The following is a 14,884-nucleotide window of genomic DNA, read 5'->3' on the forward strand; positions in this document are numbered from 1 at the left end:
AGCTGTCTATTTAATACATAATTGGATTTGCGACAAAACCTGTTTCAAACACGCCAAATGGTCAAAATCTGCAGATGGCGTGTCTTGCATCCGCCAAGCCACATAACCATCTGGGCGTACAAGCACTGCACCTGCATCGGCAATTTCAGACTTTTGCTGCCATGTTGCATACACATCTAGATGCTCATGCGCACCAATCTGAATCACATCTAAATAGGCCAAGTTGAGTTCTGCTGCAGCCGTTTTCCATGCTTTGCCTGACAAACCTGTCAGCAAGGTAAAACGACCTTTACCGACAATATCTAAAGTTGAATGTTTATGACCTTTGGCATCAATCAACCACGTATGTGGGACTTTTGCACCTGGGCGTGTAGTGGCTTGCAAGTACAATTGCGGGTCTTGTAAAAACGTTTCAGTGGTAGTTTCAGCAAGCATGGCATTAGATACATACCGCTGATTCAACTCCACTCCCTGCGCATTAAACTCATAATGTTTAATTGCCAGTGCCTGATACAATTTTTCCCGAATTTGGGCTGCTTCTGCAGTTTCTGCAAAAATAAGATCCAGCATTTCAGCTTGTGTGCTAACGCCATCATCAAAGCCAAAAACTTCTTTTAGATGTTTATAATCAAAGCGGGACTGGTTAGCACGCGCGACAATTTGCTTACCTACAGGCGCACGTTCATCACTGTATGATGCCAAGAGTTCAGGCGTTGCCCAACCTTTCACCGCATAAGCCAATTTCCAACCCAAATTGAAAGCATCTTGCATACAAGTATTAGAACCTAAACCACTCGAAGGTGGATGACGATGCACGGCATCTCCACCACAGAATACCCGTCCAACCGAATACTGGGTGGCCCAAGTTTGATTGACATACCAATAGGATACTTTTTCAATTTCAACTTCTTGGATTTCTTCGCCCACAAAGGCATTCAAACGTGCGCGAACTTGTGCTTCGGTTACCTCAGGCTCACCTTTGCTGATGTCAAAACCCCAGCCCATAATCCATTCATTCCAAGGTTGAATGGCACGTAACAAGCTCATGCCCAAGTCACCAAAACTGGCTTCAGGATTGACAATCCACTGTAAAATTGCAGGTCGATGCGCCACATATTTACTCAAGTCGGCTTTAAAAGTCACATAAACTGTACCCGCACGTGCCATTACACCTTCTAAAGGCAATTGCAATTCTTCAACCACTTTAGAACGCGCACCGTCCATCCCCACCAAATACTTGGCACGTAAACTAAATTCTGTATTCGTGATTTTATTCTGAAAAGTTGCGGTAACTCCATGTTCATCTTGGGTATGTGATAAATATTCGGTATTGAAATTATAAATTGCGCCACGCTCGGCTGCATTTTTTACCAATAATGTTTCCATTTTTGGCTGAATTAAATCGACAAAAGGACATGGACTGCCTTTGATATAATCACCGTGACGTTCATCACCTGTTCCCCAGCAACTCATACGTGCAATTTCTTCACCGACCAAACTGGTGGTAAGCAAACTTTCGCCCATTTGTTGCCACGGTGTTGCAATGGCTTTAACTTGTTCTTCGATACCCAAATCACGTAAAACTTCCATCGCCCGTTGATTGGTAATATGTGCACGCGGGCTATTGGCTAACCAGTTAAACTGGGTGAACAATTGTACTTTGATGCCATAATTCGCCAAAGCTAAGCCAAGGGTTGAACCCGCTGGCCCCGTACCAATTACCAAAACATCGGTATCGTAATGTGTCGACATACTGGACTCCTTTCACTGCCAAATCTGTTGCAAACATCTTGCGCTGCAGTGTAATCCAGTCAAAAAGTGCGCCTATTTGTATGCGTATAAACTATAGATGGATTGGTTTTAGCACTAGTTTGGCTTTGTACTGAATTTTTTGACCGATATGCAGAATGCTGTATCGGCAAAACTGCTTTGGTTTACAATTGCGGTAGACAGATGCGGGTTGATAGGCAAAGCGAATGGAATTGAGGCATTTACGTTATTTTGCTGCAGTTGCAGAAGAACAAAGTTTCACCAAAGCAGCAGATAAACTCTTTACCGCGCAACCGTCTTTAAGCCAACAAATTAAAGATTTGGAAGAAGAAGTCGGTGTAAAATTACTGGATCGTTCTGCGCGACAAATTCAATTGACCGATGAAGGTCGTGCTTTTTTACCCTATGCCCTACAAGCCATTGAAAACTCAAAATTAGCCATTGCTTCAGCGCGTCAAGTTGCCCATCAAAAAAACTATCAAATTCATATTGGTTTGTTGAATGTAGCGGAGCTAAAAGTTCTACCATTAATTTTGGAACGCTTAAAATGTGAAATTCCTGATTTGCAAATTCACATTCAAAGTCTGACTTGTTTGGAGCAAATTCAGCGTTTAAAAAATGCTGAACTCGATTTAACTTTTACCCGCTATGCAATTACACATGAAGATTTTGAAAACCTGCATATTTTGACCGAAAAGATTTATTTGGTGTCGGGGCAAAAGTCTGTGACGCATAAAACTTGCTTGAGTGTGCAAGATGTAATGCAACACAATTTAATTATGTGCGAACAAAATGCCTCACCTGTTTTTTATGAACACGTTACCGACACCATTCCTGTAGAGCAGATGCCTACAGAACGCTTACTTTGGGTGACCAATGTTTTGCAGCATATTAATTTGATTAATCTGGGCATGGGCTACAGTTTTGTACCTGAATATTTATTACGCTTTCTAGCCGATCATGTGGTGATTTTAGATACCAATTTTGAAGTGCAAGCTTTAAATTTATATGCCAATTATCGTAAGCAAAATCAAAATCTGGCTTTGCAACTGATTACGCAGGAGTTAAAAAGGGTTTAGTCGCAAATGGTTTAACAAGAAAAATACGGCAAAAATATCTATAAAAAAAGCATCTGACCAGCAATATCATCAGATGCTTTGTTAGATTTTTTATTCAATGAAAGGGTTTACATTAAAGCCAATACAATTCCCACAAAAATAATCAGCCCTACCCAACGGTTATGACGAAATGCCCAAAAACAGCGTTGCGGGTCTTTATCTTTGGTTTTACTCCATTGGTATATAAAGTCTGCAACCACAACCAGTAATGCCGCTAAACCAAACGGAATCAGTAAATTTTCTAACCACAATGCCGTACCAATCAAAAGTACACTGCCCGCTTGCAACAATGAAATAATCTGAATGTCATAGCGACCAAATAAAATTGCGGTAGATTTCACCCCAATTTTCAAATCATATTCACGGTCAGTAATTGCATATTGGGTGTCATAAGCCACAGTCCACGCCAAATTGCCAAAATACAATAACCAACAAGTAAGATCAGGCGTTGCACCTACAGCGGTATAAGCCATCGGGATAGACCATGAAAATGCAGCTCCCAAGAACACTTGCGGCAAATGAGTGTAGCGTTTCATAAACGGATAAATAAACGCTAAAAATAATGCCCCAAATGACCAATAAAAAGTTTCAATCGGTAAGAACAACAACATGGCTGCGCTAAGTGCAACCAAACCCAAGAATACATAAATGGCTTCTTTGGCACTAATCACACCCGTGGCTAAAGGACGTGTTTTGGTACGCTCCACATGACCATCCACCTTACGGTCAGCAAAGTCATTAATGGCACAACCTGCGGCGCGCATAAAAATTGTGCCTAGAATCATAGGGATTAATATCCCGATAGATGGCATGCCCTGATTAGCAATCCACAAGGCCCACATGGTTGGCCAAAACACCAGTTCTGTGCCAATCGGTTTATCGAAACGACACAAATAATAATATGCTTCTAAACGCTCACGCCACGTGATCTGCTGTGCCAATGCCATACCAATCTCGTATCTTAATGTTGTTGAATAAATTGCTCAAAACGGGGTAAAAAAGTTTCTTGCACAATAAATTTACAGCCATGCCAAGTATAGCAACTCTGCCGTGTCCAGCCTTCATCGAGCAAAACCACACGCCTTTGACACAACGGATTGGTACGCTGAAATAAAAACCAGCCAATGGGTTTATTGCCAATATGCTGAAATAAGCGGGCTTTGCTTTGTAAACTTAAAATCGGAAAAATACTTTTGGCTTTGACCCACGGCTGTTCATCGCAACCATATAAATAACTTTCACGCACCCATGAGGTGTGCCAATGTGGCATTTGCATCCACTGGGCATCTTGTAAATTTAAACGTTGAAAAGATTGTTGCAGCGGTTCAACTTTAAATTGTCCGCCTGCGAGCTGAGTCAGTTGTTGGGTCAAAGAACCTGCTGCATATAGCCATGTTTTTAATTCAGAAGGCAGATTTGCCTGCTTGGGAAAAATAGGCTGTGTTCGCATGTTCCGCCACCTTAACAAGATAGCCTAGTGTAGCCCAAATTTAGGCAAAGTTTTGTGACCGATGGCGCAATTCCCTGCAATTATCCAAAAAAATTAAGCGAATTCTTATATTTTGATAAAATCCATGCCAATTCAAAACCATGATTGCACCATCTAAAACAAAAAACCCGCCGAAGCGGGTTTTTCAAATTTAAGATTTTTGATGTATTACAAGCTGTAGTACATATCAAATTCAACTGGGTGAGTGGTCGTGTTCAAACGACGTACATCTTCAGTTTTCAATTCGATATAAGCATCAAGCATGTCTTTGGTGAATACACCACCTTTTAATAAATAGTCGTGATCTTCTTTCAAAGCATCAAGCGCCATTTCTAGGTTGTGTGCCACAGTTGGGATTTTTGCTTCTTCTTCAGGCGGAAGGTCATACAAGTTTTTATCTGCAGCTTCACCTGGGTGAATCTTGTTTTGAATACCGTCAAGACCCGCCATCAACAATGCCGCAAAACCTAAGTACGGGTTCATCATTGGATCAGGGAAACGCGCTTCAATACGTTTGCCTTTCGGGCTAGACACGTAAGGAATACGAATAGATGCAGAACGGTTACGCGCTGAGTAAGCCAACATAATTGGTGCTTCAAAGTGCGGTACTAAACGCTTATATGAGTTGGTCGATGGGTTAGTCAACGCGTTCAAAGAGCGGGCATGTTTGATAATACCGCCAATGAAGTACAACGCCATTTCTGACAAACCTGCGTATTCATCGCCTGCGAATAAGTTTTTGCCATCTTTAGAGATAGACATGTGTACGTGCATACCTGAACCGTTATCGCCTACCATTGGTTTAGGCATAAAGGTTGCAGTTTTTGCATATTGATGCGCAACGTTCCAAACTGCATATTTGAACTGTTGCACTTCGTCAGCCTTACGCACCATAGTATTGAAGCTCACACCAATTTCTAACTGGCAAGATGCAACTTCATGGTGATGTACTTCTACACGACCAGGCCCCATGATTTCTTCAATTTTTGCACACATATCTGCACGCATATCTTGAGAAGAATCTACTGGTGGTACTGGGAAATAACCGCCTTTCACACGTGGACGGTGACCTGAGTTACCAGCTTCGTAGTCTTTACCTGTAGACCATGCAGCTTCTTCAGCGATTAATGTGTGGCGCGCGCCAGACATATCGATGTCCCATTTTACTTCGTCAAATACAAAGAATTCTGGTTCTGGGCCAAAGAAAGCAGTATCACCAATACCTGTCGATTTTAAATATTCTTCAGCACGGCGAGCAATAGAGCGTGGATCGCGGTCATAGCCTTGACCTGTCGATGGTTCGATAACATCACACGTTACAACCACTGTTGGTTCTGCAAAGAACGGGTCAATAAAACCTGTGTTGGCATCTGGGCGTAAGATCATGTCTGATGCTTCGATTCCTTTCCAGCCTTCAATTGAAGAACCATCAAACATTTTACCGTCTTCAAAGGTATCTTCATCGATACTGTCTGCAGGATAAGTTACGTGCTGCTCTTTACCCTTAGTATCTGTAAAGCGGAAATCGACCCATTTTGCACCACTTTCTTGGATGAGTTGAAGGACCTTGTTCGCCATGCTCATTTTGCTCCGATGTTTTTTGTTGCACCCGAAAGTGCGTGTTAGTAGTTGGCAGTTATTAAGCAATTAGCGTACCAACTTTTAAAAGCAAAGCTAAAACCATGAATTCCGTATGAGAATACATCATTTAAAAAAATTACTTTGTCTCTATTATACTGTCAGAAATACGATTTGCACCATATTCAAACACTGTTCATTTGATTTGATTTAAAACTGCAAAACATAGCACCATTTTAGTGCATTTATGTTTTATTTCTGTTGAATTGTAGATCAAAAAATAGCTCAAACTGTATCTATGCAAGTATTTTGCTGTGCCGTACTTTCATTGAGCAATGCAAATTATTCAACAATATTAAACAACACTTTATTTTTTATTGAGCAAAAATAATAAGATCGTTTAAAAATCCTAAATCTGTATTCTTTTCGAGCAAGCTGATTGAAAATACCTTTACTACACATTTGTATTTTCTATCGATGTTTTGCAATCAAACTGCCTGACGTGAACCGCTAATAACATGCGCCATGATGCTACTTTTTAGCGCATTTTTTACGTTATCTATAAGTGTGAAGCTAAAATATGACTGCTGAATGACCCTGCTTGATCAAGTGATCATTTCTTTCAGATCAAACTTGAACAATGTGTAATAAGCTTTGAAAATCTATGAACTGGTGAATGCGCTGATAAGCTTTAACAGGGATTATCATATAAATAGTCCGCAGAAAATACTTATTATTTGCTATGATGATAAGTGCTTTCTTATTCCACCTTCTTTTCGACAAGAAAAATAAAGTCCTTTCTCATTATAGGCGCAGGAATAAAGCAAATTATCTCAGACTCTTTAGCACTTAAAGTGTTCAATTTTCAATAGGTTAGCTCATGCTTTTAATGATCGATAACTATGACTCTTTTACCTACAACATCGTCCAGTATTTTGGCGAGTTAAATCAGGAAGTAAAAGTCGTTCGTAATGATGCCGTGACATTAGAAGATATTGAGCGATGGCAACCCAAGTATTTGGTGATTGGCCCAGGCCCTTGTTCTCCATCTGAAGCAGGGATTTCTATTCCTGCAATTCAGCATTTTGCAGGCAAAATTCCGTTACTGGGTGTGTGTTTAGGACACCAAAGTATCGGACAAGCCTTTGGTGGAAACATTGTGCGCGCTAAAACCGTGATGCATGGTCGTTTATCGGATATGTACCACAGCAACACAGGTATTTTTAGCAATCTGCCTTCACCATTTTCTGCAACCCGTTACCACTCTTTGGTGATTGATCAAGCAACCTTGCCAGATTGTCTGGAAGTGACATGCTGGACCAAAGAAGCAGATGGTTCGATGGAAGAAATTATGGGCGTGAAGCACAAAACTTTGCCTGTTGAAGGCGTGCAATTTCACCCCGAATCGATCCTGAGCCAACACGGTCATCAAATCTTTAAAAACTTTTTGGAAATTTACGCATAATGAGCGAGTCAAATCACATGAATATTCAACAAGCACTCAACCATATTACAAAACAAATTCACCTGACTCAGCCTCAAATGGAAGATGTGATGCGCGCGATTATGTCGGGCGAAGCAACAGACGCTCAAATTGGTGCATTGATGATGGGCTTACGCTTAAAAGGCGAAAGCATTGATGAAATTACTGCTGCTGCACGTGTAATGCGTGAATTTGCCATCAAAATTGATGTCAGCGATATTCCTTTTCTCGTGGATATTGTCGGCACAGGTGGCGATGGTCAAAACCTATTTAACGTATCTACCGCCTCTGCTTTTGTGATTGCAGCGGCAGGTGCAACCATTGCCAAACACGGTAACCGTGGTGTTTCAACCAAATCAGGTTCATCCGACTTACTTGAGCAAGCAGGCATTAATCTTGATTTAAACATGCAACAAACTGAGCGCTGTATTCGTGAAATGGGCGTGGGTTTCTTGTTTGCTCCGAATCATCACAAAGCCATGAAATATGCGGTTGCACCACGTAAAGAGTTAGGTATTCGCAGTATTTTCAACTTGCTTGGACCATTGACCAACCCTGCGGGTGTAAAGCGTTTTGTCATTGGTGTATTTAGCAATGAATTGTGCCGCCCGATTGCAGAAGTGATGAAACAGCTCGGTGCTGAGCATGTCATGGTGGTGCATTCTAAAGATGGTTTAGATGAAATTAGCCTTGCTTCGAGCACTTATGTTGCAGAGCTCAAAGATGGTGAAATTACCGAATGGGAACTTACCCCTGAAAGCGTGGGAATTGAATCTCAAACTTTAACAGGACTGATTGTAGAAAACTCAGCTGAAAGCTTGAGTTTGATTAAAGATGCTTTGGGCAAAAACAAATCAGACAAAGGCGAAAAAGCGGCCAATATGATTGCACTCAATGCGGGTGCGGGTATCTATGTTTCGGGTCTAACCACAAGCTACAAACAAGGTGTCGCTTTGGCACATGACATTATTTATGGTGGACAAGCTTTGGAAAAAATGGGCGTGTTGTCTGAATTTACCAAAACGCTCAAACAGTACGAAGCATAAAGCAAATCAGGAAGGTGCATCATGGTGGATATTAGCAATACCATTTTAGGTAAAATTGTAGAACGTAAAAAAGAAGAGTTTGCCGAGCGTTTAAAACAACACAGTTATGCAGACCTAGAACAATTGGCACGTGCAGCGACACCTGCACGCGGCTTTGCACAAGCCTTGCATAACAAACGCCCTGCAGTGATTGCAGAAATTAAAAAAGCGTCGCCATCTAAAGGCATTATTCGTGAAAACTTTGACCCTGCCGAAATTGCACAGCAATATGAAGCAGCAGGTGCAGCCTGCTTATCTGTACTGACCGATGTCGATTTCTTTCAGGGTGCAGATGAAAATATTCAGATTGCCCGTTCACACTGTAACTTGCCTGCCCTGCGCAAAGATTTCTTGATTGATCCGTATGGTGTGGTGGAAGCACGTGCCTTACATGCAGACTGTGTGTTATTGATTGTATCTTGCTTATCTGACCAACAGTTGGAAGAAATGTCGGAAACGGCTTTTGAACATCATTTAGATGTGTTGGTTGAAGTGCATGATGAAACTGAATTGGAACGTGCTTTAAATCTTTCAGAGCGTTGTATTTTAGGGGTCAATAACCGAAATTTAAAAACCTTTGAAGTCGATTTAAATACCTCATTGCGTTTAAAAAACTTGTTGCCACCTGCACGTTTATTGGTCACGGAAAGTGGTATCGCCACACCAGAAGACGTCCGTATGATGCAAGACCATGATATTCACAGTTTCTTGGTCGGTGAAAGTTTTATGAAACAAGCACGTCCTGACCATGCCTTTACGGCACTGTTTGGTCAGCCTGAAAATCTATAATCCAATTTGAAATACCATGAGTAAACATGATTCTTCGCTTTCTAAAGAACAGTACAATTTACTGAAATCTTTTAAAAAGCAAATCACTCAGCCTCATACTTCAAGCATTGCCAAGCCGTCTGAGCCCAAAGTTCAGACGCCTGAGCAACAACAGGAAGATGATCTCGCATTGTTTCGTCAGCAAATGCAAGGCGTTCAAAAAATGGATGCAGGCAATATTGTAAAAATCGAACACACTGCCAAGAAAAAACCAGATGCTCAAACGCTGGCCAAACGTGCAGCAGCCATAGGGCCTATGGAAACCGATGACACCTTGCTGTCCGATACGCAAGCCATGCTCAATCCAGTGGGTAGCCAAGCTTCGCTGAGCTATCGCATTGCAACTTTGCAACATAAAGTCTTTGAAGATTTAAAAGCAGGCAACTTACGCTGGTTTGAAGCTGTTGATTTGCACGGTTGTACGGTAGAAGAAGCGCGGGTAGCCGTTTTGCAAATCATTCAAATGGCTAAAGATGAAAACCAGAACGTGATTAAAATTGTGCATGGCAAAGGCCCTGAAGCCATTTTAAAAACTTATGTAAATGGCTGGCTGCGTCAGCATCGTGATGTTTTGGCTTTTGTGAGTGCGCCTGAAAAACAAGGTGGCACTGGTGCAGTTTTAGTGTTGCTTAAACGCAGCGAAAAGAACCCAAAGTTTAAACAGTAATCGGTTTCATCTTTTAAACAAGGCATTGCAATAGTTTTCTGTTACAATGCCGACCTTGTTCAATATCAGTGTAAGTGAACACGTCTTATGTCTATGCAGCAATCCTACGCAAACATCCTAACCGCCGTTGGTGAAGATCTTAATCGTCCAGGTCTAAAAGATACGCCGATGCGTGCTGCTAAAGCTTTTTCGTATTTAACTTCGGGCTATAGCCAAACCTTAGCCGAAGTGACCAATAATGCCGTATTTCCATCCGACAACCGTGAAATGGTCTTGGTGAAAAATATTGAGTTCTACTCACTGTGTGAACATCATTTATTGCCATTTTATGGTCGCGTGCATATTGCTTATTTGCCTGAAGGCAATGTTTTAGGCTTGTCTAAATTTGCCCGCATCACCGAAATGTTTGCACGTCGTTTGCAAATTCAAGAAAACCTAACTCAGCAAATTGCGGAAGCTGTTGCCGAAGTGACCAAAGCACGCGGTGTTGCTGTGGTGATTGATTCAGCCCACATGTGCATGATGATGCGCGGTGTAGGCAAACAGGAATCGACCACACGTACTGTGTCTTTTGTAGGTGACTTTAAAACAGATAAAGAAGCCCGTCGTGAATTTTTAAGTGCGGTGCCTGAAAGTTTTTAAATTGTGGCTAAGTTCCACAATCAAATAAAAAATCCCGAAATTTATGTTCGGGATTTTTTTGGTTTTAGATTAAAAAATCAGCTTGATACATCTTCATCTTTAGCCTACAGACACATTGTTGCGTCCATTATTTTTTGCCATATACAAGGCTTTATCCACTTCTTCAAAAAAACGTTGATAGTCTGGATGTCCATCATATTCATGCACACCAATACTAATAGTAAAGTTAAATTCTTCACCTGTTGATGTTTTTAAAGTGGCTTTTTCGACACGTTTACGAATATTTTCTGCAACCACTAAGGCACGATCAATGGTGGTATCAATCTGTAACAGTAAAAATTCTTCGCCACCAATACGGAAAGCATAGTCACTGCCTTTTGCATATTGCAAAATCACATCAGCTAAAAACTGTAATGCATCATCTCCTGCTGCATGTCCATAACGGTCATTGATTGATTTAAAATGATCGGCATCTATCGCCAACAATGTTAAAGGCGAATTATTTTTTCGTGAAAAATTAATTTCACGGGACACGATGGTATTTAAATAACGGCGGTTGAGCAGTTGAGTTAAGGCATCATTGCCTGAACTGATATATTCAGACACCTGAAAAATTTGATCGACTAAATGCAAAATTTCACGATTCTTGGCACGAATGGATTGAATCATTTCAATTGCCTGTGCCTGACTTTCACATTGACCAATTTTCTGAATTAATTCATCCACCTGATAAATAAATTCAGTAATAGTTTGTACTTGTTCCGAACTTGAAAATGCATAAGCCGCTTTATGAATAAACCATAAACCAAATTCTGTTTTAGATAAAATCGGTTGCGTCATTTTGGTGTGATCGGACACCACCTGAAACATCAGTTCATTTTCCCAATCCAGCAAAGTTCCACGTTGTCGATCTTTGTGCACGGCAACATCTTGCATGGCAGAAAATAAGCGATAGGTATGTTTCATATCATTATGTACTTCGACCTTCATTTCATAAGATCGGCACATAATTTCTGTGGCAAAGCATAAAATTTGGCTTAAATAATTAAACTGATTTAAGTTGCTATTGGCTTCTGTTGCAAAAAACTCAAAAGCCTTTTTTATAATAACGCGCACACCACGAATAATCAGCCAAGATGGAATTTGTACACGTGCATGCACATCGCCCACTTTAAATTGCTTTTCTACAATCTCGTTATAATTGTGTTGAAACGGAACTTCAAAACTGGAAATTAGCCACTGATATAAAGAGTTTTTTAAGCGATTCTTCACCATCTCTGCAGACAAAAATTCTGTCGCATGTTCTTCAAGCAACATTTGCTGATAGAACTCGATCACAAAATCTTCTGCATGTGCTTGAATAAACTGGAATGTCGCTTGCAAATCTTCTGGCTTAAATTGCTCGCAAATTGACTTCCATTGCTCTGCAAGCTCATGCGTACACTCTTGATACATCCACAACAACCGAGCCAAAAGAAACTGCTAAATTTTAACGGGTTTCACCAGCAACTCAACTTGTTTAGCTGGTTTTTTACAATTCAGTATAAATTCAACAGCTCTTTAAAAAAAATGCACATAGCCTAAACTGGTCTTGTTCCAGTCCTGTTTGTCCTGTTGTTGATATTCCCAACCCAATCGCAACACATGCTGCGGGTTGAGTACATATTGCAACTGGCTGTTCAGCTTAAATTGCCATTGGTGACGATCTTCCCAATACGGTAATTCAAGCTGAACCAAACTATTCATGCGTGCTGACCAGATATTTTGACAACCCAGTGTTGGGCCAATTCCAACACGCCAGCCTTTGTCTAAAGCCTTACCCGCTTGCACATGATTTTGAATTTGCACATAACACAAATGTTCACGCGCTTGATTAGCCACGCTATAACCAAACTGTGTTTTTAAACTTAAAACACCATGCTGTTCCGTTTCGCTAAAAGCCCCGTGCGAATTCAGGGCTTCTTGCTGCCAACCCAAATTAAAGCCCCAACTAAGTGGTGTTTTAAATGCGGTCATTGGGTTATAAGAGTTCACCGAGAGTAAATCTAACTGATTCAGTTTTAAGCGGTCTTCACGATATTGCACAGAAGCTTCTAAAAAGTTGAGCTGCGTCCCTGTACGAAAACCACCTTGCGGATCAAGTAAGTCATGGTAAGCCTGTCGATGACTCAACTCTACAAAATGCTCGCCTTGCACGTCGCCAGTACGCACAGCAAAGCTTCGTGCATGATGCCCCTGCACAGGATCGACCTGAGGGCGTGCGACATCCTGACGTTGTTTTTCTAAATTGATCTGACTTCTTAAACTTAAAATTTGTCTCAGTCGCGGTTGTGCAATTTTGGCTTCAATTTTGCGTCCAATCAGTTTCAGATACAAATCGTCATAAGCCATTTCCAGAATTTTAGCTTGATCGATTTGGCTGTAATTTTGCAAAATTGCCGCCACATTTTCAGGTTCTGCTTCGGCCACTTGATGGGCAGTTTTTGCCAACGCTGTGCCATGTTGTCTAGCTTGCGCCAATAACTGAGTTTCCAAAGCAGGACGATAGACAACATCTGCCACTAAATTTTCCTGCTCTACAGCTTTTAGTGTTTCAATTGGAATAGATGCGACTCTAAACTGCTGCTGTAAATTCAGCTCAGGGCGCACCAAATCCATTAAGCCCAATAAGCGATAGGCACAATTGTCACTGATAAAATAATACGGAAATTGCACATGCTTCATTTCCCAAAAGTGCTGCACCAAAAATGTGGTTTCCTGCTCATTCAGTGCCAGTTCGTACTCCCACAAATCTCGGCTTTCTAAATCACCATATTCTTTTACTTTGCGGTAATACGGCATCAGTGAATATTCACCCGGATATTGCCCTGTAAGTCCTTTCCATGCATAAGACCAATCTTCGCTGCCCGTTACCGTTGCTGCATAATTGACAGCATAGGAAATTAAATTCAGTTGTTTTTGATCTTTTGGGTCTAAGCGCAATAAAGTATGCCCAAACATAGAACTTGGATTGCCCATAAAGTCTGTGGCATAAATCAGCACTGCTTTATAAGGTTTAATTTGTCCAATCCATTCGTCCAATTCAGGACATTGCACCTGTGCCAAATCTTGTTGAGGAATTTGTAATTGTTCAATTAACCAGCGGCTACGTGCAGGAAATTTGCACTGCACCGATTGATTGGCAGGCGCTGTTTCAAATAATGCCTGCACATTGCGAAGTAACTCTTGGTCTAAATTGCTTCCGCCTTGTTCCGACACAAAATAGCCCGCATATTGCACTTCACTTTTACCTTGCTGTGCATACATTAAACGCTGCCAAGTCACCTGTTCTGCCAAGTGTAGGTCTTTGGCTTTTTGCACATAATGTGCGGAAGATATTGCTAATTTATTTGTATTTTGTACTGTAGAAGTGGCTGTAAGTGGCTGAATCTGTATTGGAGATATTTCAGGAGATAACGCAAAAACCGTAGGAGATAAAAAAACTAAACTACTTAAAATAATGGATTTCATGGACATTTTATAAATTTTATATACATATTCAGGCTTAAACGTATTCTTGTGCTATAAAAAAGCCCTGCGAATAATGCAGGGCTTTTATTCAAACTTAAACGTATGCTTTTAAAACGTCATCATTCGCCATCACGTTCTGTAAAGATGCCAATACTTCTAAAGAAGTCTGGTTTTCTGCAGAATAAATAGATGCAAAGTTTTGCTTAGAAACCGCAAAGAAATGTGCTTTATCTTCTGCTTTAATGCTTAATAATTCAGCCAATACGTTCAAGCTTTCGCCTTCACCAACTGCCATGTCGCGTGCCAATGTTTCAGCATTTTCATTGGTAAATGTCACAACTTGTGCAGTTACTGTACCTGTACCGCTACAACCTAAAGTACCAAATGTGATACCAAACAATTGGTTCGCAAAAATACCGTTTGTAGTTGCTGCTAAAATTTTTGCAACTTTGCCAGACTGACCTGCCCAAACTTGAGAACCGATACCACAACCTGCATCACGGTCTGCAAATGCTGCTGTAGAACCCAATGCCAAGACAGCAGCCAATGCTAATTTTTTAATCATCGCCTTACTCCAGAGATTTATTATAGGACTTACGCATTGACGGATTCAAAAAAGTATTAAAATACGTTATAAAGTATCTGTGATCAGACGAATTAAACATGCTTCTACAGCAACTTGTACATTACCCATTTATATGGGCTTTCTCATGA

Annotated in this window: 13 protein-coding genes; 6 read left to right on the forward strand and 7 right to left on the reverse strand. The window is 40.9% G+C overall.

Features of this window, described 5'->3' with window-relative positions:
• Nucleotides 1-6 precede the first annotated feature (6 nt).
• Nucleotides 7-1,752, reverse strand: a complete 1,746-nt coding sequence (locus tag ACEO2X_RS06755) for an FAD-dependent monooxygenase (protein ID WP_371971316.1) — start codon at nucleotides 1,750-1,752, stop codon at nucleotides 7-9.
• Nucleotides 1,753-1,976: 224 nt separating this feature from the next.
• Between ACEO2X_RS06755 and ACEO2X_RS06760 the strand changes: the two genes are divergently transcribed.
• On the forward strand, nucleotides 1,977-2,849 hold the full coding sequence (locus tag ACEO2X_RS06760; protein WP_371971318.1) for a LysR family transcriptional regulator: 873 nt from the start codon (nucleotides 1,977-1,979) through the stop codon (nucleotides 2,847-2,849).
• Between the two features lie 107 nt (nucleotides 2,850-2,956).
• Here the strand turns inward: ACEO2X_RS06760 and ubiA are convergent, their stop codons facing one another.
• The 3 genes from ubiA to glnA form a co-directional block, all read right to left on the reverse strand.
• Entirely contained in the window at nucleotides 2,957-3,835 is an 879-nt protein-coding gene (gene ubiA, locus ACEO2X_RS06765) for a 4-hydroxybenzoate octaprenyltransferase (RefSeq protein WP_178318581.1), read from the reverse strand.
• A 14-nt stretch (nucleotides 3,836-3,849) separates the two neighbouring features.
• Nucleotides 3,850-4,338: a chorismate lyase gene (locus tag ACEO2X_RS06770; RefSeq protein ID WP_004971911.1), complete on the reverse strand. Its 489-nt coding sequence runs from the start codon at nucleotides 4,336-4,338 to the stop codon at nucleotides 3,850-3,852.
• Nucleotides 4,339-4,545: 207 nt separating this feature from the next.
• Nucleotides 4,546-5,961, reverse strand: a complete 1,416-nt coding sequence (gene glnA / locus ACEO2X_RS06775; RefSeq protein WP_171287402.1) for a type I glutamate--ammonia ligase — start codon at nucleotides 5,959-5,961, stop codon at nucleotides 4,546-4,548.
• Nucleotides 5,962-6,835: 874 nt separating this feature from the next.
• Between glnA and ACEO2X_RS06780 the strand changes: the two genes are divergently transcribed.
• From ACEO2X_RS06780 to folE, 5 genes are all read left to right on the forward strand, one after another.
• On the forward strand, nucleotides 6,836-7,420 hold the full coding sequence (locus ACEO2X_RS06780) for an aminodeoxychorismate/anthranilate synthase component II (protein ID WP_004971915.1): 585 nt from the start codon (nucleotides 6,836-6,838) through the stop codon (nucleotides 7,418-7,420).
• Nucleotides 7,421-7,437: 17 nt separating this feature from the next.
• Nucleotides 7,438-8,484 carry an anthranilate phosphoribosyltransferase gene (gene trpD / locus ACEO2X_RS06785; RefSeq protein ID WP_371971322.1) on the forward strand — a complete coding sequence of 349 codons (1,047 nt, stop codon included), beginning with the start codon at nucleotides 7,438-7,440 and terminating at the stop codon, nucleotides 8,482-8,484.
• A 21-nt stretch (nucleotides 8,485-8,505) separates the two neighbouring features.
• On the forward strand, nucleotides 8,506-9,312 hold the full coding sequence (trpC, locus tag ACEO2X_RS06790; RefSeq protein WP_371971324.1) for an indole-3-glycerol phosphate synthase TrpC: 807 nt from the start codon (nucleotides 8,506-8,508) through the stop codon (nucleotides 9,310-9,312).
• A 16-nt stretch (nucleotides 9,313-9,328) separates the two neighbouring features.
• Nucleotides 9,329-10,018 carry a Smr/MutS family protein gene (locus tag ACEO2X_RS06795; protein WP_371971326.1) on the forward strand — a complete coding sequence of 230 codons (690 nt, stop codon included), beginning with the start codon at nucleotides 9,329-9,331 and terminating at the stop codon, nucleotides 10,016-10,018.
• Between the two features lie 93 nt (nucleotides 10,019-10,111).
• A complete protein-coding gene (gene folE / locus ACEO2X_RS06800) occupies nucleotides 10,112-10,660 on the forward strand; it encodes a GTP cyclohydrolase I FolE (RefSeq protein WP_171062567.1) in 549 nt (182 codons plus the stop codon).
• Nucleotides 10,661-10,759: 99 nt separating this feature from the next.
• On the opposite strand, the gene ACEO2X_RS06805 is transcribed toward folE, so the two are convergent.
• The 3 genes from ACEO2X_RS06805 to ACEO2X_RS06815 form a co-directional block, all read right to left on the reverse strand.
• On the reverse strand, nucleotides 10,760-12,115 hold the full coding sequence (locus ACEO2X_RS06805) for a diguanylate cyclase (RefSeq protein WP_096900955.1): 1,356 nt from the start codon (nucleotides 12,113-12,115) through the stop codon (nucleotides 10,760-10,762).
• Between the two features lie 105 nt (nucleotides 12,116-12,220).
• On the reverse strand, nucleotides 12,221-14,170 hold the full coding sequence (locus tag ACEO2X_RS06810) for a DUF4105 domain-containing protein (protein ID WP_371971328.1): 1,950 nt from the start codon (nucleotides 14,168-14,170) through the stop codon (nucleotides 12,221-12,223).
• A 94-nt stretch (nucleotides 14,171-14,264) separates the two neighbouring features.
• Complete coding sequence (locus ACEO2X_RS06815; RefSeq protein ID WP_180096011.1) at nucleotides 14,265-14,735, reverse strand: DUF3015 family protein; 471 nt, start codon at nucleotides 14,733-14,735, stop codon at nucleotides 14,265-14,267.
• Between the last annotated feature and the right edge of the window lie 149 nt (nucleotides 14,736-14,884).

Source organism: Acinetobacter sp. AL9 (assembly GCF_041464035.1).
Classification (GTDB): Bacteria; Pseudomonadota; Gammaproteobacteria; order Pseudomonadales; family Moraxellaceae; genus Acinetobacter; species Acinetobacter towneri.

Excerpts from the sequence above, each read along its gene's own strand:
- ACEO2X_RS06755 (WP_371971316.1), bottom strand. The coding sequence starts at position 1,752 with ATGTCGACACATTACGATACCGATGTTTTGGTAATTGGTACGGGGCCA.
- ACEO2X_RS06760 (WP_371971318.1), top strand. The coding sequence starts at position 1,977 with ATGGAATTGAGGCATTTACGTTATTTTGCTGCAGTTGCAGAAGAACAA.
- ubiA (WP_178318581.1), bottom strand. The coding sequence starts at position 3,835 with ATGGCATTGGCACAGCAGATCACGTGGCGTGAGCGTTTAGAAGCATAT.
- ACEO2X_RS06770 (WP_004971911.1), bottom strand. The coding sequence starts at position 4,338 with ATGCGAACACAGCCTATTTTTCCCAAGCAGGCAAATCTGCCTTCTGAA.
- glnA (WP_171287402.1), bottom strand. The coding sequence starts at position 5,961 with ATGAGCATGGCGAACAAGGTCCTTCAACTCATCCAAGAAAGTGGTGCA.
- ACEO2X_RS06780 (WP_004971915.1), top strand. The coding sequence starts at position 6,836 with ATGCTTTTAATGATCGATAACTATGACTCTTTTACCTACAACATCGTC.
- trpD (WP_371971322.1), top strand. The coding sequence starts at position 7,438 with ATGAATATTCAACAAGCACTCAACCATATTACAAAACAAATTCACCTG.
- trpC (WP_371971324.1), top strand. The coding sequence starts at position 8,506 with ATGGTGGATATTAGCAATACCATTTTAGGTAAAATTGTAGAACGTAAA.
- ACEO2X_RS06795 (WP_371971326.1), top strand. The coding sequence starts at position 9,329 with ATGAGTAAACATGATTCTTCGCTTTCTAAAGAACAGTACAATTTACTG.
- folE (WP_171062567.1), top strand. The coding sequence starts at position 10,112 with ATGCAGCAATCCTACGCAAACATCCTAACCGCCGTTGGTGAAGATCTT.
- ACEO2X_RS06805 (WP_096900955.1), bottom strand. The coding sequence starts at position 12,115 with ATGTATCAAGAGTGTACGCATGAGCTTGCAGAGCAATGGAAGTCAATT.
- ACEO2X_RS06810 (WP_371971328.1), bottom strand. The coding sequence starts at position 14,170 with ATGAAATCCATTATTTTAAGTAGTTTAGTTTTTTTATCTCCTACGGTT.
- ACEO2X_RS06815 (WP_180096011.1), bottom strand. The coding sequence starts at position 14,735 with ATGATTAAAAAATTAGCATTGGCTGCTGTCTTGGCATTGGGTTCTACA.